Here is a 17,231-nt window from a genome sequence, read left to right on the forward strand (position 1 = left end):
CTGAACTGAGCGTCGAAACCGAAAATGTCGAAGTCGACAACTGCGCTCATCAGGTGATCCTGAAGCTTGAGCAAATGGGGTTGATTTCGGGCAGTTGGGGAGAGGGTTGGTGATGGCTGTACCTGCCTTGAAGGCTTTTTGGGGCCCAATCGTCCAATGTAAACCCAACTGCCGGAACGGTGCCGTTACAGCCCGGGGTGATTTTGAGTGAAGAACATGGACCCCAACACACGCTTTTCAAAGATTTTGAAGGACGGATTGTGCATTGGCTGCGGTCTTTGCCAATCTGTGCTTGGGTCAGCAAAACTGCATATGGCAAAGGCGCAGGACGGAGAACTGCGCCCGCAGCTTCGAGGCGAGCTGACACGGGCGGATGTTGACCTTGTCTACGACGTTTGCCCTGGTACGCGTTGCGAGGCGATCCCATCCGAAGAAGCGAATGCCGCCCCCTTTGATGACCTGGTCTGGGGACATTACCACAGCCTGTCTCTGGCTTGGGCGGCTGATGCCAACACGCGGTACGAGGGCTCTACCGCAGGTGTCTTAACCGCGCTGGCGCAATACCTGCTACACTCAGGGCGGGTCTCGTTCATCTTGCATGTGAAAGCCTCGGAACAAGAGCCGACTTTTGGCGAGGCCACGTTTTCGACAACGATGGAAGAGGTTTTGAGCGGGGCAGGGTCTCGCTATGGTCCGACGGCACCGCTGATTGGACTGGTTGCGGCTTTGGACCGGAACGAACCCTTTGCCGTTGTTGCAAAGCCGTGTGATCTGAACGCTATACGCAATCTTGCGCACAAGGATGCGCGTGTGAATCGCTTGATCAAGTATATGCTGGCCCCGGTCTGCGGCGGCTTTATGCCCGATCAGGCCATGAACCGCTTTTTGTCGGACAACGACATCCCCAAGCAGGACATCAACGCTTTGCGGTACCGAGGTCGTGGGTGTCCGGGCCCAACGACAATCACTACAAATGACGGTCGACGTCGCGATTTTCATTATCTTGATTTTTGGGGCGAAGACGAAAGCAAATGGTCATTGCCTTTTCGCTGCAAGATTTGTCCCGATGGTATTGGCGAGGCCGCAGATATTGCGGCCGCTGACACCTGGCCCAATGCCACGCCGGACCGAGAAGGGTCAGTAACGGATCCTGGTACCAATTCAGTGATTACCCGCACGCAGCGTGGCGAAGCGCTTTTACAAGCAGCACTTGCGGACGGGTTTTTGGCCGCCGGAGGACAGGTTGATGTTGACTACATGAGTAACACGCAGCCGCATCAGGTATCTAAAAAGCGGTTTATGCATGCCCGATTCAAAGGGCTGAACCGGGCTGGTCAACTAACGCCGGCGACCTTCGGTCTGCGCCTGGAAGAGCTTTCCGATCAAAACACCAGAGAGGAAAACACCGCTCAGGAACGAGGAGCATTCGAGCGCGCTTTGAGGGTAAACGGTTAAAAATATACGTTTTTCTCTGCTGGCCTTTTGTGATCATAGGCACCGCAAACCGGTTTGAGACGGTCACGTCTGGTATGACCACGACAGTCACGAGACGTTGGCTTCTCGCACAGTGCCTTCGGCGTGCTGTTCGCGCCGCCGTGATGTGTTACACCCCAAGAACGCTCGAATCGTGATCTTTGGAAAACCCGAGGAGATACGGCTAAAACCGGGGATATCGCACGCAATGGAGTTTAGAGCTGTGGAGCTGGCGCTTTGAAAAACAACGCACAAAAAGCAGCGCGTTTAAGCGTGGCACCCATGATGGATTGGACAGATCGACACTGTCGCTTTTTCCATCGACTGCTCAGCACCGAGACCTTGTTGTACACCGAAATGGTGACAGCGCCGGCGCTTGTACGAGGCGGGGCGATGCACCTGTTGGAGTATTCGCCAGAGGAACATCCGGTGGCATTGCAGCTTGGCGGTTCGGACCCGGATGAACTGGCGCAGGCCGCACGGCTGGGGGCCGAGGCTGGATATGATGAGATCAATCTCAATTGCGGTTGCCCATCGGACCGGGTGCAATCGGGCACGTTTGGGGCGGTTCTGATGAAAGATCCGGGCCGTGTTGCCGAGTGCGTGTCCGCGATGTGCGCGGCTGTGGATGTTGACGTTACGGTCAAGTGCCGCATCGGGGTTGACGATCAAAACCCTGACGATGTGCTGCCTGCATTTCTGGACCAGATCCGTAACGCGGGCTGTCAGAGGGTGACAATCCACGCACGCAAGGCTTGGTTGCAGGGGCTGAGCCCCAAGGAAAACCGGGATATTCCTCCGTTAGACTATGATCTGGTGCACCGGATGAAGGCGACGTTTTCAGACCTTCATATCTCGATCAATGGCGGTATCGCTTCATTGGACGCGGCGAAGGCTCATCTGGATGCAGGCCTGGATGGGGTGATGATCGGACGGGCCGCGTACCACCAGCCCGGAGATATTCTGTCAGAGGCTGACCCGCGCATCTTTGGCATCGGAGATGCACGAGATCCGATTGCGATCGTTCAACAAATGGTGCCCTATATTGATAAGCATCTTGCCAAAGGCGGGCGGTTGCACCAGATCACGCGCCATATGCTCGGTCTCTTTGCAGGCCGCCCCGGGGCCCGTGCATGGCGGCGCGCCTTGTCAGAAGGGGCCGTGCACAAGGGGGCAGGGCCCGAAGTGATGTTGCAGGCGTTGGACCACATTGCGCCGATGGCAGAGGCTTAACAGGCAGGGGGAACAATGCCCGAGACGATGTTGCTGGCTCAGATGCTGGGCCTTTTGCTTGTGATCGGAGCGCTGGCTGGCGTTCTGGCAGGGTTGCTTGGGGTCGGCGGAGGTATCGTTCTTGTCCCCGCGTTCTTTTATGCCTTCCAAACCCTCGGATATGGCGGCCCGCAACTGATGCAGCTGTGTTTGGCGACATCGCTTGCCACGATCATTGTGACATCGGTTCGTTCAGTTATGGCGCATAACAAAAAGGGTGCCGTTGATTGGGACATTCTGCGTGGATGGGGACCGGGTATCGTCGTTGGCGCAATAGTTGGCGTTATGGTCGCCTCCGCCCTGCGGACCGAGGCCCTGCAGGCTTTGTTTGGCGTTCTGGGTATGGTGATTGGCGCGTATCTTGGGCTGGGCCGTGCTGAATGGCGACTGGGCGATGTTATGCCGGGGGGGATCAAAAGGGCAGTTCTGTCGCCCATGGTAGGCTTTCTTTCGGTTCTGATGGGGATCGGGGGTGGCAGTTTTGGTGTTCCGCTGATGAGCCTTTATAACACCCCGATCCACCGTGCCGTCGCAACAGCGGCAGGCTTTGGTGTGATCATTGCCGTGCCGTCTGTTATCGGTTTTCTGTTTCTTGAAATCGCTCCCGAGCATCGGCCTCCGCTCACCATCGGAGCGGTCAATCTTGTGGCTTTCGGGGTCGTTGTTGCCATGACAATGATGACTGCGCCCTGGGGGGTGAAACTGGCCCATGCGATGGATCCGAAACCCTTGAAGCGGGTCTTTGCGGTATTTCTGACGCTGGTTGCACTAAACATGCTGCGCAAGGCGGTTGGGCTATGAGTGATTTCTGGACCAAGGGCTGGGTCAAGTTTCCTTTTGATCCAACGCTTGCCGAATGGATTGGTCACGCGTTGCCCGCCGCACGGGCGTCAACTTCGGACCCGGAACATGCAGAATGGTTGGATTGTGAAGGAACATGGTTCATCGGCGTGGATGCATTACCCAATGACCCGCAGGGCAGGGTCGGGTCGTCTGGGCCTTTGACCGGACTGGCCCTGTCGTTCATTCGCGAACACTATGGTGATTTACCTCTGCACAAAGGGCAGGTTTCGGTCATCTATCCGGGCTACCCACGCCCGCGGCGTTGGGAAAACGAAGCCGCCACTCGGTATCGCCGGAATAGGGATGCTGCCCATGTGGACGGTTTGCGCCCAATGGGCCCGGATCGTCGTCGGCGTGTGGATGAGCCACATGCGTGGATATTGGGCATTCCCCTGACCGAGGCCAGCGCGGATGCGTCACCCATGGTGCTGTGGGAAGGCAGCCATCATATTCTTGGTTCTGCCTTCAGGGATGCGTTGCGTGGCACACCAGACGAGGCTCTGCATGAAGTAGATGTGACGGATATCTACCAAGCCGCGCGACGCGAGGTTTTTGAGACCTGCCCGAGGATCGAATTGCCTGCCGTACCGGGGGAAGCTTACCTGTTACACCGCCATTGTCTGCATGGTGTTGCGCCCTGGGCTGACGCGGCCACAGCCGGACCAGATGGACGGATGATCGCCTATTTTCGACCGGAATGTACCGGGGGTGTGGCCGAATGGATCAAAACTGCCTAACCTTCTGTCATTATTTGGCTTTGGAGGTTTTGAGGTATGATTAAGGTCCATACGAATTCTGATGGTGCCCTGATTGAAGTCGAGTTTTCAGGGCAAGTCACAAGCGCCGACTACACAAACACCTTGGTTCCTGCGATCGAGGCCGCGTTGACCGAAAATGATACGGTGCGTCTACTGGCCATCGTGCAGCCTGAATTCAAAGGGTATGATCTGGGCGCTGCATGGTCGGATACCAAGCTGGGGCTCAGTCATTGGCGTGGCTTCGACCGGATCGCAGTAGTTGCCGATCAGGGCTGGGTGAAAACCAGCGTTCGTCTGGCCGCCCCGATCCTGCCGTGTCCCGTGCAATTGTTTGATCTGGCTGATCTGGAAGCCGCCCGGCGTTGGATGCGCGAGTCGCTGGGCTCGATCCATGTGACCGACTTGGGCGGGCCGGGTGTGCAGATCAGCCTTTTGGGTAAACTGGACCCCGAGGAATACCAGCAGGCAGAGCGTGATCTGGATGGCTTGCTTCAGGACCGCGACGGGTTTCGCTTGCTGATCGACCTGCGGGAATTCGATGGATGGCAGGGACTGTCTGCGTTAGCGGCGCATTTCCGGCTGGCCAGTCGCCATATCGGTCAGTTGGACCGAGCTGCGATTGTTGGCGACAAAAGCTGGCAGCATATGGCCCAAAAAGTCGCCAGTCATGTTCTTGGCACTCGGACTCAGTTTTTCCCGTCTGAAGAGTTCGACAACGCAAAAACCTGGCTGGCTGCCGGATAAGCCCGCAGTGTGCTTAAGGTGGCGGCGATCAATCCCCAGGGCATTGATCGCTGCATCGCGCTCGCGAAATTCATGATGATTCGCCAACAATGGTTGGGTTGCAAAGTGCACACTTGTTATTTGCGTTTTGCTCAGACCTGAACGCCTAATAATGACGTGAGGGAACTTCAGGCGTTTATGGGTTTTTACTGACGGGTGCGTCAAATACGATCTGGACCTGAGTGTTTTCCCCCTAATTTTCGTTGGAAACACCTTTAGCCACACTTTGTCGCTGCGGGTCACCACTTACATAAGACGCGAGCTAGAACCCCTCGGAGCTCGCTTTCGATCCGCAGCGGCAGAAATGTTATTTAGCGGGAATAACAAGATGAAATTGAATGCTCTGTTTGGAAAGCTGTTAAGCCGCGCCGCGTCTGACAATCGGCGTGTGAAACCAAAAAGTGAAACTGTTCGACATGACCGGGCGACGCGATCCGAGATGACGGTTCTGCTCTGCAAAGAATTGCATAAACCTGTTTCGAAGCTGGCCGGACATGCGCAAATCGACGCGCGAGATAAGCTGGGCTAACTGCTCAGGAGTCGTTTAAGCGACCCGCACGTCCGCCGCGCCGTTTGGCAAGCCGGGGTTTGCGCGCGGGCAAGTCATCCATGATTTCTGCACGCTCAGAGCTGTCCATCTTGGACCAGCGCGTGATTTCGTCAATCGTGCGATAGCATCCGGTGCAGATGCGTTCAGTCGGGTGAACGACACAGATCTGGACGCAAGGGCTTTCGACCTCATTCCGTTTCCACACCATATTCGTCATTGACGGTCTCCGACCTCGTTACAAAAAGCGCAACCTGTCCAGCGCCCCTTGCAAGATATAACCTGCGGCTACGTGATCAATAACCTGTCCGCGACGTTTTCGTGTCGTATCCGCCTCCAGCAGTGCTTTTTCTGCCGCAACCGTGCTGAGCCGTTCGTCCCAGAATCCAATGGGCAGATCGGTCAAACGGGACAGATTTCGCGCAAAAGCCCGTGTCGACTGGCAGCGCGGCCCCTCAGACCCATCCATGTTTTTCGGCAGTCCCAGTAAGATACCACCGATTTCACGATCGGTCACAATCTCGATCAAACGCGCGGAATCCAAGGTAAATTTTTTGCGCCGTACGGTTTCCAGCGGACTGGCAACCCCGCGCATCCGGTCGGACACGGCAACGCCGATTGTCTTTTCACCAAGATCCAGACCCATCAGTGCTGTCATCGGCGGCAACGCTGCAGCGAAGTCCTCGAACGCATCGTGGATCATTGGGCAATCCCTGCCTGCAACGCGGCTGCGTCGAGGATTTCAAGTGCTTCGGAATTCCCGGCAAAGACTTGCATGGCCTCTTTGTGAATATCGATGGCCCTTTGACCCTGACCCAGAACACCCAAAGCTGCAATCAGACGTGCCCATTCCTCGGGCGCGCCGCCTTCGGTGGCCAGACGGTCTGACAGCTGGTTCACCATCCCCTGAATCATCTCTTGCCGTTCTTCGGGCGTCAATTCCGCCGCGGCGGCCATATCTTCCTGACTGGGGCCGGCCGCGGTGCTGAGGTCTGGTGCATTGAAAACACCTGCTCGAAAGGCCAGTTCATCGATCTGCGCCCGAATGGCACCGACCCAGGGCGCGCCGCTTGGGGAATCCTGTAAGGTTTGCACCCACATGCGATAGGCCAGGTCCGGGCGACCGACCTGAGCCAACATCTGCCCCCAGTAGTAACGCGCCGGACCATGGCGACGGTCCCGGTTCAACGCTTCGGTCAGGGCCTGTTCAGCCTCTGGCGAAACATAGCCGCCCGCCGCGAGGATCATCATCTCGGCAAGGTCAGCGTAAGCGTCGGCCGTTGCTGCGTCCCCGGACAGTTCAATCACGCGTTGCTGCGCGGTATATCCTGCCTTGAAGTTGCCAGCGTTGGTCTCGTGCTGTGCCAGCAGCATTTGCCCCTGCAGGTCATCCGGACGGTTGGCGACCGTTTCCCGCAACTGATTCAAAAGCGCTTCATAGCTTTCGTCCAACTGCGCAGGTTGCGGTGGGGTCGCCAGCTGTTCTGCGGCGTTTTGGGGCGGACGGTTGGCGCGAACCTCTTCCGCAAGCTCCAGCCTTGCGGTCAATGGCATGTCGGGCAAACCCACGGCACCGGTCCGATCATACAGTGCCGTCGCACCACCGATCAGGATAAGCGCAATCACGACCACCGAGATGATGGAAACGGCTCGCGAAGGCCCAGATTCGGCGTTGCCCTTTTTCATTTGTTCGTCGGCGGCCAGAATGCGACGGGAAATCTCGGTTCGGACCCGTTCGGCGTCTGCCTCGCCAATCACACCGCGCGCCAGGTCTTTGTCGACCCCGGCCAATTGTTCGCGATAAACCTCCAGATCATAAGCGGCTGAAGGTTTCTCCCCACTGCGATTGCGCAGCAGAGCGAAGCAAAGGAATGCCGCAATCAGGAGTGCGACAATAAAAATCAGAACCCAGAACGTCATGGTCCCTCCGAAGATGTTGCCCTGACTTAGACCCACGGGCCGCCCGACAAAAGGGACAAATGGCCGCGAATGAGCGACATGTCGCAATAGTGCGATATTGCGGCGTTGCGCGGCAGGGGTAAACTGCGCACACACGGCATATCTGCGCCCAATCACCGAACCGGATGGATTCGCACATGAAACACTATTCAGCCTTTGCTGTGGCGCGGGAAGCTCTGCGCTATCACACCGGATGGGAACGCGCCTGGCGTTCGCCCGAACCCAAGAAGAAATATGACGTCATCATCATAGGTGCTGGCGGGCACGGTCTAGCGACCGCGTACTACCTTGGAAAGAACTACGGCATACAGAATGTCGCGGTGATCGAAAAAGGCTGGCTGGGTGGTGGTAACACGGGCCGGAATACCACCATTATCCGTTCGAACTATCTGCAGGATCCATCGGCTGCGCTGTACGAAAAAGCGCGGGGGCTTTATGAGGACCTGAGCCAGGACCTGAACTATAACATCATGTTCAGCCCGCGCGGTGTGATGATGCTGGCGCAGACACAGCACGAGATTCGCGGTTATCAGCGCACGGCCCATGCCAATGCTCTGCAGGGTGTGAAGACCGAATGGATCACCCCCGAGCGCGTCAAGGAACTGGTGCCGATCATCAATCTGGAGGGTCCGCGCTATCCGGTTCTGGGCGCGTTGTGGCAGGAACGCGGCGGCACCGCGCGTCACGATGCTGTGGCCTGGGGCTATGCCCGTGCCTGTTCTGCCATGGGGATGGATATCATTCAGCAATGTGAAGTCACAGGCGTGCGCTCGGATAACGGGCGGGTCGTAGGCGTAGATACCACCAAAGGTGCCATTGATTGTGACAAGCTGGGCATCGTCGTTGCCGGCCACTCTGGTCAACTGGCCGAAATGGCGGGCTTCCGTCTGCCGCTTGAAGCGATTGCATTGCAGGCTCTGGTATCCGAACCGATCAAGCCTTGCATGGATGTGGTCGTAATGGCGAACACCGTGCACGGTTATATGTCTCAGTCCGACAAGGGTGAGATGGTGATTGGTGGCGGCACCGACGGGTTCAACAACTTTACCCAGCGCGGATCGTTCCATCACATCGAGGAAACCGTGCGCGCGCTGGTCGAAACCTTCCCGATGATCTCACGCCTGAAAATGCTGCGGCAATGGGGTGGGATCGTGGATATGACCGGCGACCGGTCCCCGATTTTGTCCAAGACACCGCTGGGTGGCTGCTTCATCAACTGTGGTTGGGGTACTGGCGGCTTCAAGGCGATCCCGGGATCGGGCTGGGGCATGGCACAGCTGATGGCCACAGGTCATTCGCCGCTGACCGAAGCCTTTACTCTGGATCGCTTCAAAGAGGGCCGCTTCATCGACGAAAGCGTCGCCGCCGGGGTGGCGCACTAATGGGTCTGCCCAAGGTCGCCAAGTAACAGAATTCAGGTCGGCTTCGATGCCGACCGACCGCCAAAAGGATGACAACATGCTGATCCTGAACTGCCCTTACTGCGGCGTTGACGCCGAAGAAACCGAACTGGCCGCTGGTGGCGAAGCGCATCTGAAGCGTTTTGGCCCCGGCTCGTCGGATGATGAATTCCACGACTACCTTTTCATGCGTGAAAACCCCAAAGGGGTGCATTTCGAACGCTGGCGTCATGCCAATGGTTGCGGCAAGTGGTTCCACGCCGCGCGCTGCACGCAGACGCTTGAGGTGTTCGGCACTTATTCCGCACAGGTCACCGAGCCGCCGAAAGAGATCAAGGATGCCATCACAGCCAAACGTCCTGACTGGACGTGGAGAGAGTTCTCCTGATGCTTCATCTTTTCAAAAATACTCCCGCCGGAGGCTTTGATGCCTCCACCTGCGAAAGGTCCGCAAAATGAGCACCCGTCTCGCAAAACAAGGCCGGCTGATTGACCGGTCGAAAAAGGTCACGTTTACGTTCAACGGCACTTCGATGCAGGGCTACGACGGCGACACGCTCGCTTCGGCCCTGCTGGCCAACGATCAGATGATGATGGGCCGGTCGTTCAAGTACCACCGTCCGCGCGGCGTCGTCGCCAGCGGTGCGGAAGAGCCGAACGCGCTGGTTGGTCTGGGGCAGGGTGCCCGGTTCGAGCCGAACCAGCGCGCCACCACGACCGAGCTGTTCAACGGCTTGACTGCAATCTCTCAAAACCACTGGCCGAACCTCGATTTTGACATCGGTGCAGTGAATACAGCGCTGGCGCGGTTCCTGCCGGCTGGTTTCTACTACAAAACGTTCATCCATCCGAAGCCGTTCTGGAAACACGTCTACGAGCCCTTCATCCGCCAATCTGCCGGTCTGGGCAAAGCGCCCGACAAGGAAACCAAGGACGCGGACACCTATGAACACTTCTATGCCTTTACCGATGTGCTGGTGATTGGCGGTGGTGTAGCTGGGCTGCAAGCAGCGAAAACGGCCGCGCAATCCGGTGCCAAGGTTCTGCTGATCGAGCAGACCGCGCATTGGGGTGGTCGCGCTCCGGTTGACGGCGGTACGGTGAATGGCGAGCCTGTGGATAAGTTCGTGGAACAATTGGTTTCCGAACTCGAAACAATGGACAACGTGACCATGCGCGCGCGCTGCATGGGGGCAGGCGTCTATGACCACGGTTACGTGCTGGGATATGAGCGTCTGACGGACCACACTCCGGGCGTGCAAGGCCCGCGTCATCGGTTGTGGCGTATCCGGGCCAAACAGGTTGTCACCGCCACCGGCGCAATTGAGCGTCCGTTGTCATTCGCGGGTAACGATGTGCCGGGCGTGATGCTGGCTTCGGCGATGCGCGATTATGTTGTGAACTGGGGCGTAACACCCGGTGAACGTGTGATTGTTGCCACCAATAATGACGACGCATACCGCACTGCGATCCAGATGAAACAGGCCGGTGTTGATGTTCTGCGCGTGGTTGACGCCCGTGCATCTGCGGGCCCTCTGGCGCAAGAAGCGCGGGACCTTGGTATCCGCGTTGATCCCGGCAAGGCCATCGCGAAGGTCAAGGGCGGCAAACGCGTCAAAAAGGTTGCCATCTGTAACCAAGAGGGTGTCGGCGGCGCGCGCGAGGAGGTCGAAGCCGATGCGGTCGCCATGTCGGGCGGCTGGTCTCCGGTTGTGCATATGTGGTCGCACTGCGGCGGCAAACTGATCTGGGACGAGGCGCACGCGCATTTCCGCCCCGATCCCGACCGCCCGCCGCTGGGTGCCGATGGTGAAGGCTTTGTTATTGCTGCCGGCAGCTCCAATGGTCCGTTGGCTCTGGCAGATGTTCTGAAAGATGCAGACGCAGCGGGCAAAGCCGCGGGCAAGGCCGTTGGTCATACGCCCAAACGCACCAAAGCCCCGGTTGGTGAAACCACTGCCGAGGCACCGATGGAAGCTGTTTGGCTGATGCCTGCCAATGCTGAAATCCAACTGCGCATGAAATCCTGGCTGGACTTCCAGAACGACGTCAAAGTGTCCGACGTTCAGTTGGCGGCGCGCGAAGGGTATGAAAGCGTCGAGCACACCAAGCGTTACACCACGCTGGGCATGGCGACTGATCAGGGTAAATTGAGCAATATCAACGGCCTGGCGATCCTTGCTGATGCACTTGAATCTGAGATCCCCAAAGTCGGCACCACCACCTTCCGTCCGCCCTATACGCCCATTTCGATGGGTGCGATCGGTGGCGAGGCGCGGGGTGAAGTGTTCCAGCCGATCCGTCAGACTCCGATGCACAACTGGCACGACAAAAACGGTGCCGATTGGGAACCGGTGGGTCATTGGCGCCGGACGTATGCCTATGTCCGTCCCGGCGAATCCGTGCATGACGCGGTGAACCGCGAGGTGAAGAACACCCGCGAAAACCTCGGATTGCTGGATGCCTCGACGCTGGGCAAACTGATCGTCAAAGGGCCGGACGCGGGTAAGTTCCTGGACATGATGTACACCAACATGATGTCCACGCTGAAGGTCGGCAAATGCCGCTATGGCCTGATGTGTTCGGAAAACGGCTTCCTGATCGACGATGGTGTTGTTGCCCGCATCGATGAGGATACGTGGCTGTGCCACACCACCACCGGCGGGGCCGAGCGTATCCATGGTCACATGGAAGAGTGGCTGCAGACCGAATGGTGGGACTGGAAGGTCTATGTCGCCAACGTGACCGAACAATACGCTCAGGTTGCGGTGGTTGGCCCGAACGCGCGCAAGGTGCTTGAGAAGCTGGGCGGCATGGATGTCAGCAAAGAGGCGCTGCCGTTCATGGAATGGCGCGACGGCAAGATCGGTGACTTCGATTGCCGCGCGTACCGCATCTCGTTCTCGGGTGAGCTGTCTTATGAGATCGCCGTTCCGGCAAGCCAAGGTCAGGCGTTCTGGGATGCCTTGATGGCGGCAGGTAAAGAATTCGGAGTGATGCCGTACGGCACCGAATGTCTGCACATCCTGCGGGCCGAAAAGGGCTTTATCATGATCGGTGACGAGACCGACGGCACCGTGATCCCACAGGATCTTGGGCTGCATTGGGCCTTGTCGAAAAAGAAAGAGGATTACCTGGGCAAACGGGCCCATTCGCGTACCCATATGGCCGATCCAGAGCGTTGGAAACTGGTCGGTCTTGAGACTGTGGATGGTTCTGTCATTCCCGACGGTGCCTATGCGGTGGGCGAGGGCGTCAACGCCAATGGTCAGCGCAACATGATCGGGCGCGTGACCTCGACCTATTACTCGGCCAATCTGGGCAAAGGCATCGCCATGGGCCTGATCAAGCACGGTCCGGATCGCATGGGTGAGATTGTCGAATTCCCGGGCACCGACGGTAAAACCTACAAAGCCAAGATCGTGGACCCGATCTTCTTCGACAAGGAAGGGGAGAAGCAGAATGTCTGAACCCATCAGCGCACTGAACCACGCCAGCTATGACGGCATCGCCAAGATCGCGGAATGTGGCCTGCAAGGCATGATCACACTGCGCGGTGATCTGTCCGACAAGGTTCTGGCCAAAGCCGTCAAGGATGCAACCGGACAGAAGGTGCCCGGTCAGCGTGAGGCTTCGTTCACTGGCGACACCGGCGTGGCTTGGATGTCCACCGATGAATTGCTGGTGCTGGTGCCTTACGCCGAGGTCGAGGCCAAACTGGCGGCAATGACCAACGCGCTCAGCGGCACGCATGCTCTGGCGGTCAACGTCTCGGATGCGCGTGCGGTATTCAGCATCTCGGGTGCCAGCGCGCGTGAAGTGTTGGGCAAGCTGGCTCCGGTTGAGCTGTCGGCAGAGGCATTCCAACCCGGCCAGATCCGCCGTTCGCGCCTTGCGCAGGTGGCTGGCGCATTCTGGATGGACGACGATCAGACCTTCCGCGTTGTGTGCTTCCGTTCCGCTGCGGACTACGTCTTTAAGTTGCTTAAGGTTGCCGCGCAGCCGGGCAGCGAAGTCGGCGTTTACTGATAGAAAGTAGAAAGCCCCGGATCACCCGGGGCTTTTCTTAGCTTTGAACACTGCAGATGCCAACGCCGGATGGCTTGTTCGCAAAGTTACCCTGCAAAAAGGCCATGCGCACAGTAACGGACTTATCGGAAGGTTTAAGGTTTGCCTGAGAGCGAACACGAACGTTTCCGCCTGCAGCCATGGTTTGGTCCAAGTGCCAGACAACACGATAGCCTTTCGCGCCTCGATCTTAAAATTGTGCCGCCTCTCATTCCCGGTAAGAGCTGGCTGCTAGTGAAGACGCTTGTGCTGTATCAATCTTGAACCTGTACTCTGGCGCGATCCAGCGGTGGGCGTCCTGTTTTGTCATCTTACATAAGCATATAACCGTTTCGGCTGCTCCTGTTTGTACAAGTACCAGCGCAGAAAACTTCAATAAAAATATTTTATTACAATGATTTATTTATTGAATTCAGGTGGGTGCAAGCACCCCGATACACCCAGAAGAGGCAAGATCTATTCGTTGAAGTTTATAGAATACCGGCCCCGGCGTTTCTTTATTGCAAAAGGATTGTACGATACCGGCTTAACCCCTCTGGCTTCAAAAGCTCCGCCGGTTTCAGCGGTTGCATCTTGTCATCCGAGAGAGAGGGGTAAAAATCCAGCGCCTCCAACAATCCGGCCACCCGGTCGCGTCTTTCAGCCTCGGGCAGCAATGGAGCATGCAGCGACAAAAACAGGGCGGGGCGATGTTCTTTGAGCCACGGTGCGAGGGTTGGTAAGACAAAGAACTCTGCCCCCTCGATATCCATCTTAACCAACGACACGCCGGACAGATCGTTTGCGGTTGCGAATTGGTCCCACGCGATGGTCAATGCATCAGAGCCATGCGCTCCGTCATGCAGAAGCGAACTGGTGGAATCCCCCGGCTCGCCCCGAACGGACGCCATGCGGGCCACGCCAAATTTGTCAGACAAGGCAACGCCCAAGGCCGAGACATTTTGAATGCCATTCAGATCCAGATTCCAAGCCAGATGCCGGTACGCTGTGGGGTCGGGTTCGAAGCACCACACATGCCGCGCTTTTCGCGCGCCATATAGGACCGTGGGACCGATCCAAGCCCCGATGTCCAGATAATCGCTATCTTGGGAAAGGAACTGATCCAGCACCGCAAAGGTTTCCGGTTCCCAAGCGCCAGCAGAGGCTTTGCGCCAGAATTTCGAATGGTAGGGGTCTAGGCGAAATGGCTCGCCGTTCAACGAACCTTCATAGTATCCGCGGGCGCGGTAAAACATCTTGCGCGCCTGTGTCAGCATCGCGGACCTCCGGGTTTTATCGTCTCGCCCCTTGACCTGCGGCGGCTGCCACAGCATTTAACCGTTGGGAACCGCAACTTTTATTTAACAGGGGGCCGACATGGCTTTTGAACTTCCTGATCTTCCTTATGCACATGACGCGCTGGCAGCCAAGGGTATGTCCGCGGAAACGTTGGAATATCACCACGACCTGCACCACAAAGCCTATGTCGACAACGGCAACAAGCTGATCGCCGGCACCGAATGGGACGGCAAGTCGCTGGAAGAGATCATCGTTGGCACCTATGACGCAAACGCAGTTGCGCAGAACGGCATCTTTAACAACATCAGCCAGCTGTGGAACCACAACCAGTTCTGGGAAATGATGGGCCCTGGCGACAACGCGATGCCCGGTGAGCTGGAAAAAGCGCTGACCGAAAGCTTTGGCTCGGTTGACGAATTCAAGTCGCAGTTCAGCGCGGCTGGTGCCGGTCAGTTCGGCTCGGGCTGGGCGTGGCTTGTCAAGAACGCCGACGGATCGATGGCCGTGACCAAGACAGAAAACGGCGTAAACCCGCTGTGCTTCGGTCAGACCGCACTGCTGGGTTGCGACGTGTGGGAGCACTCGTACTACATCGACTTCCGCAACAAACGCCCGGCATACCTGTCGAACTTCCTCGACAATCTGGTGAACTGGGAAAACGTCGCATCGCGGATGTAATGAATTGAACCGACGTCGGTTTATAAAGGGCCTGCTGGCGGTAACGCTGGCAGGTCTCATCACGTCAGCCTACGGGTTTTTCATCGAACCCGCAGTGCGGCTGCGCGTGCGTAAATGGCGCGTGCGTCGGGACGATTGGACCGCACCACCGCTCAAGATTGCGGTGCTGTCGGATTTGCACGTGGGTGAGCCCTATGTTGGTCTGGATCGCATAAGGCAGGTTGTGCGCCGTACAAACGCATTGGCACCTGATGTTGTCCTGCTGCTGGGCGATTTCTTCGCAAGCCACAAAGGGGTCTCTGAAACCGTCGAGATGCAGGATCTGGCACCTGTATTGGCGGGGCTAGAGGCAAAGAACGGTGTCTTTGCCGTGCTGGGCAATCACGACTGGTGGGATGACAAGCCAGCACAGCGCCGTGGGGCAGGACCCAATCGCTATACCGAGATTCTGGAACAGAACGGCATTTCGGTTTTGTCTAACACCGCCGTGAAACTCGAAAGCCCTGGCATCTGGCTGGCGGGGCTTGAGGATCAACTGGCGATCTGGCGCAACGGTAAACCAAAAGGGCTTGATGATCTGGAAGGAACTTTGGCGCAGATCACCGACGATGCTCCAGTTGTGATGATGGCACATGAGCCAGATGTTTTCCCTCAAGTGCCAGACCGGGTGGCCTTGACCCTTTCGGGGCATACACATGGCGGCCAAGTGCGCCTGTTTGGGTGGTCACCTGTTGTGCCGTCGAAATTCGGCAATCGGTATGCTTACGGCCATGTGCGCGAAGGTGCGCGTGATCTGGTGGTGTCGGGCGGTATCGGATGTTCGATCCTGCCGGTGCGTTTTGGTGTGACACCGGAAATCACCGTTGTCGAAATGTCGGCCTAAAAGATTGATGAGCCGCCGGTGAAAACCCGCCGATGGGTTTCATTTCCGTACAACCACATCTTGTTTGCTTCGCTACAGAACACATCTTTGTAGGGCGGAGGGAGAGAACCGCAAACCAATTCAAACAACGACCGGGCTACGCATCACTGGTGCGTAAACAAACCCGTACGCCCGTCAGGTCGAGGGATACCCAGAGAACAACCTTAACAGGAGATCGCAATGGTCGCACTTACACAGGGAACTTGGGTTATTGTTGCAGATGGAGAGAAAGCGCTGGTGATGGAGAACATCACCGATGCTGACGATCCCAATCTTGTTGTTGTCGCTGTCGAGGAACAGGACAACCCAGCCTCAAAGCCGACTGACCGCGCTGGTCGCCGAAATGACGGCGGACCAAAGCAGAAATCGGCCCTTGAGGACCCAACGTGGAAGACCCATGCAAAATCTCTGTTCGTGCAGGATTTGGCGAATTTGCTGAATCGCAAGGGGTTGAAAGGGGCAAATAATCGATTGGTACTGGTAGCCAGCCCTCATGTTCTGGGTCTGCTGCGCCGCCGGTTGCACAGTGAAGTGCTGGGAAAAGTCGTGGCCGAGGTCAACAAGACCCTGACCAACCACCCTTTGCATAAGGTTGAGCAGGTCGTGCGCCACAGTTTGCAACACAAGGCGCGTTTGGCCTGATCAACAAGGCGGGCGGTTTTGCCGGCCGCACCGTTTCTGGTGTCAGTTCAGCTTGTTCCGCAAGGTGACCATGGCGGCATCTGCATCTTCTACCCATGTGATGAAATCTGCCAGCGACGCGTCGGCAAAGCCTTGTCCGATCACCTGACCCAACAGCGTCTGCAACGCATCCCAATAGCCATTCACGTTCACCACGACGATGGGCTTGTCGTGCAGTCCCAACTGACGCCAAGTGAGGGCTTCGAACAATTCATCCAATGAGCCCGGCCCTCCGGGCAGAACGACCACCGCGTCGGCGTTCATGATCATGACCTTCTTGCGCTCGTGCATCGTCTCGGTGATCACAAAGTGGGTCAGATCGGTTTTGCCGACTTCCCGCTGAACCAGATGAACGGGGATGACGCCAAAGGTTTCGCCTCCGGCATTTTGCGAGGCGCGGGCCACTTCTCCCATCAAACCCACATCCCCAGCACCATAAACCAGCCGCCAGCCTTCCTGCGCCAGCAGCGTGCCGAAGTGCCTTGCAGTTTCAGAATAAGACTTCTCGGCACCATTGCGTGACCCGCAATACACACACACTGATTTCTGAGACATGAAAGAAGGGCTCC

The 17,231-nt window shown here is 57.3% G+C and carries 18 protein-coding genes; 13 read left to right on the forward strand and 5 right to left on the reverse strand.

Features of this window, described 5'->3' with window-relative positions; translation table 11 throughout:
• Window positions 1-312: 312 nt before the first annotated feature.
• From GS630_RS04605 to GS630_RS04630, 6 genes are all read left to right on the forward strand, one after another.
• Entirely contained in the window at window positions 313-1,455 is a 1,143-nt protein-coding gene (locus GS630_RS04605) for a Coenzyme F420 hydrogenase/dehydrogenase, beta subunit C-terminal domain (protein WP_171618724.1), read from the forward strand.
• A 255-nt stretch (window positions 1,456-1,710) separates the two neighbouring features.
• Complete coding sequence (gene dusA, locus GS630_RS04610) at window positions 1,711-2,706, forward strand: tRNA dihydrouridine(20/20a) synthase DusA (protein WP_171618726.1); 996 nt, start codon at window positions 1,711-1,713, stop codon at window positions 2,704-2,706.
• Window positions 2,707-2,721: 15 nt separating this feature from the next.
• The gene (locus GS630_RS04615; protein ID WP_171179467.1) at window positions 2,722-3,546 is read left to right on the forward strand and encodes a sulfite exporter TauE/SafE family protein; all 825 of its coding nucleotides are present in this window, start codon (window positions 2,722-2,724) and stop codon (window positions 3,544-3,546) included.
• Window positions 3,543-4,325 (forward strand): hypothetical protein, encoded by a 783-nt coding sequence (locus tag GS630_RS04620; RefSeq protein WP_171179468.1) that lies wholly within the window; start codon window positions 3,543-3,545, stop codon window positions 4,323-4,325. Before GS630_RS04615 ends, GS630_RS04620 begins: the two co-directional genes overlap by 4 nt.
• A 36-nt stretch (window positions 4,326-4,361) precedes the next feature.
• Window positions 4,362-5,090: an STAS/SEC14 domain-containing protein gene (locus GS630_RS04625; RefSeq protein ID WP_171618728.1), complete on the forward strand. Its 729-nt coding sequence runs from the start codon at window positions 4,362-4,364 to the stop codon at window positions 5,088-5,090.
• A gap of 367 nt (window positions 5,091-5,457) precedes the next feature.
• The gene (locus GS630_RS04630) at window positions 5,458-5,658 is read left to right on the forward strand and encodes a hypothetical protein (protein ID WP_171179472.1); all 201 of its coding nucleotides are present in this window, start codon (window positions 5,458-5,460) and stop codon (window positions 5,656-5,658) included.
• 4 nt (window positions 5,659-5,662) lie between these two features.
• Here the strand turns inward: GS630_RS04630 and GS630_RS04635 are convergent, their stop codons facing one another.
• The 3 genes from GS630_RS04635 to ccmI are packed head-to-tail and all read right to left on the reverse strand — an operon-like array spanning window position 5,663 to window position 7,596.
• Window positions 5,663-5,896 (reverse strand): DUF1289 domain-containing protein, encoded by a 234-nt coding sequence (locus GS630_RS04635; RefSeq protein ID WP_171179474.1) that lies wholly within the window; start codon window positions 5,894-5,896, stop codon window positions 5,663-5,665.
• Between the two features lie 18 nt (window positions 5,897-5,914).
• A complete protein-coding gene (gene ruvX / locus GS630_RS04640; RefSeq protein WP_171179476.1) occupies window positions 5,915-6,379 on the reverse strand; it encodes a Holliday junction resolvase RuvX in 465 nt (154 codons plus the stop codon).
• Window positions 6,376-7,596, reverse strand: coding sequence for a c-type cytochrome biogenesis protein CcmI (ccmI, locus tag GS630_RS04645; RefSeq protein ID WP_171618730.1), 1,221 nt, complete (start codon window positions 7,594-7,596; stop codon window positions 6,376-6,378). Before ccmI ends, ruvX begins: the two co-directional genes overlap by 4 nt.
• A gap of 176 nt (window positions 7,597-7,772) precedes the next feature.
• Here ccmI and GS630_RS04650 point away from each other — a divergent pair, with 176 nt between their 5' ends.
• The 4 genes from GS630_RS04650 (at window position 7,773) to GS630_RS04665 (ending at window position 13,064) form a co-directional block, all read left to right on the forward strand.
• Window positions 7,773-9,017 (forward strand): sarcosine oxidase subunit beta family protein, encoded by a 1,245-nt coding sequence (locus tag GS630_RS04650; protein ID WP_171237832.1) that lies wholly within the window; start codon window positions 7,773-7,775, stop codon window positions 9,015-9,017.
• Window positions 9,018-9,093: 76 nt separating this feature from the next.
• Window positions 9,094-9,423, forward strand: coding sequence for a sarcosine oxidase subunit delta (locus tag GS630_RS04655; RefSeq protein WP_171237855.1), 330 nt, complete (start codon window positions 9,094-9,096; stop codon window positions 9,421-9,423).
• Window positions 9,424-9,490: 67 nt separating this feature from the next.
• Complete coding sequence (locus GS630_RS04660) at window positions 9,491-12,505, forward strand: sarcosine oxidase subunit alpha family protein (protein ID WP_171618732.1); 3,015 nt, start codon at window positions 9,491-9,493, stop codon at window positions 12,503-12,505.
• A complete protein-coding gene (locus GS630_RS04665; RefSeq protein WP_171618734.1) occupies window positions 12,498-13,064 on the forward strand; it encodes a sarcosine oxidase subunit gamma in 567 nt (188 codons plus the stop codon). Before GS630_RS04660 ends, GS630_RS04665 begins: the two co-directional genes overlap by 8 nt.
• A 536-nt stretch (window positions 13,065-13,600) precedes the next feature.
• On the opposite strand, the gene GS630_RS04670 is transcribed toward GS630_RS04665, so the two are convergent.
• On the reverse strand, window positions 13,601-14,359 hold the full coding sequence (locus GS630_RS04670; protein ID WP_171179486.1) for an FkbM family methyltransferase: 759 nt from the start codon (window positions 14,357-14,359) through the stop codon (window positions 13,601-13,603).
• A gap of 100 nt (window positions 14,360-14,459) precedes the next feature.
• On the opposite strand from GS630_RS04670, the gene GS630_RS04675 reads away from it, so the two are divergent.
• The 3 genes from GS630_RS04675 (at window position 14,460) to GS630_RS04685 (ending at window position 16,623) form a co-directional block, all read left to right on the forward strand.
• Complete coding sequence (locus GS630_RS04675) at window positions 14,460-15,059, forward strand: superoxide dismutase (RefSeq protein WP_171618736.1); 600 nt, start codon at window positions 14,460-14,462, stop codon at window positions 15,057-15,059.
• Between the two features lie 4 nt (window positions 15,060-15,063).
• The gene (locus GS630_RS04680; protein ID WP_171234547.1) at window positions 15,064-15,942 is read left to right on the forward strand and encodes a metallophosphoesterase; all 879 of its coding nucleotides are present in this window, start codon (window positions 15,064-15,066) and stop codon (window positions 15,940-15,942) included.
• A gap of 219 nt (window positions 15,943-16,161) precedes the next feature.
• Window positions 16,162-16,623, forward strand: a complete 462-nt coding sequence (locus GS630_RS04685; RefSeq protein ID WP_171618738.1) for a host attachment family protein — start codon at window positions 16,162-16,164, stop codon at window positions 16,621-16,623.
• Window positions 16,624-16,665: 42 nt separating this feature from the next.
• On the opposite strand, the gene GS630_RS04690 is transcribed toward GS630_RS04685, so the two are convergent.
• Window positions 16,666-17,217: a TIGR00730 family Rossman fold protein gene (locus tag GS630_RS04690; protein ID WP_171234546.1), complete on the reverse strand. Its 552-nt coding sequence runs from the start codon at window positions 17,215-17,217 to the stop codon at window positions 16,666-16,668.
• Between the last annotated feature and the right edge of the window lie 14 nt (window positions 17,218-17,231).

It is taken from the genome of Ruegeria sp. HKCCD7303 (genome assembly GCF_013111185.1).
In the GTDB taxonomy this organism is placed as follows: domain Bacteria; phylum Pseudomonadota; class Alphaproteobacteria; order Rhodobacterales; family Rhodobacteraceae; genus Ruegeria.

Coding starts and splice junctions, on each gene's coding strand:
- GS630_RS04605 (WP_171618724.1), top strand. CDS start 313: ATGGCAAAGGCGCAGGACGGAGAACTGCGCCCGCAGCTTCGAGGCGAG.
- GS630_RS04615 (WP_171179467.1), top strand. CDS start 2,722: ATGCCCGAGACGATGTTGCTGGCTCAGATGCTGGGCCTTTTGCTTGTG.
- GS630_RS04620 (WP_171179468.1), top strand. CDS start 3,543: ATGAGTGATTTCTGGACCAAGGGCTGGGTCAAGTTTCCTTTTGATCCA.
- GS630_RS04625 (WP_171618728.1), top strand. CDS start 4,362: ATGATTAAGGTCCATACGAATTCTGATGGTGCCCTGATTGAAGTCGAG.
- GS630_RS04630 (WP_171179472.1), top strand. CDS start 5,458: ATGAAATTGAATGCTCTGTTTGGAAAGCTGTTAAGCCGCGCCGCGTCT.
- GS630_RS04635 (WP_171179474.1), bottom strand. CDS start 5,896: ATGACGAATATGGTGTGGAAACGGAATGAGGTCGAAAGCCCTTGCGTC.
- ruvX (WP_171179476.1), bottom strand. CDS start 6,379: ATGATCCACGATGCGTTCGAGGACTTCGCTGCAGCGTTGCCGCCGATG.
- ccmI (WP_171618730.1), bottom strand. CDS start 7,596: ATGACGTTCTGGGTTCTGATTTTTATTGTCGCACTCCTGATTGCGGCA.
- GS630_RS04650 (WP_171237832.1), top strand. CDS start 7,773: ATGAAACACTATTCAGCCTTTGCTGTGGCGCGGGAAGCTCTGCGCTAT.
- GS630_RS04655 (WP_171237855.1), top strand. CDS start 9,094: ATGCTGATCCTGAACTGCCCTTACTGCGGCGTTGACGCCGAAGAAACC.
- GS630_RS04660 (WP_171618732.1), top strand. CDS start 9,491: ATGAGCACCCGTCTCGCAAAACAAGGCCGGCTGATTGACCGGTCGAAA.
- GS630_RS04665 (WP_171618734.1), top strand. CDS start 12,498: ATGTCTGAACCCATCAGCGCACTGAACCACGCCAGCTATGACGGCATC.
- GS630_RS04670 (WP_171179486.1), bottom strand. CDS start 14,359: ATGCTGACACAGGCGCGCAAGATGTTTTACCGCGCCCGCGGATACTAT.
- GS630_RS04675 (WP_171618736.1), top strand. CDS start 14,460: ATGGCTTTTGAACTTCCTGATCTTCCTTATGCACATGACGCGCTGGCA.
- GS630_RS04685 (WP_171618738.1), top strand. CDS start 16,162: ATGGTCGCACTTACACAGGGAACTTGGGTTATTGTTGCAGATGGAGAG.
- GS630_RS04690 (WP_171234546.1), bottom strand. CDS start 17,217: ATGTCTCAGAAATCAGTGTGTGTGTATTGCGGGTCACGCAATGGTGCC.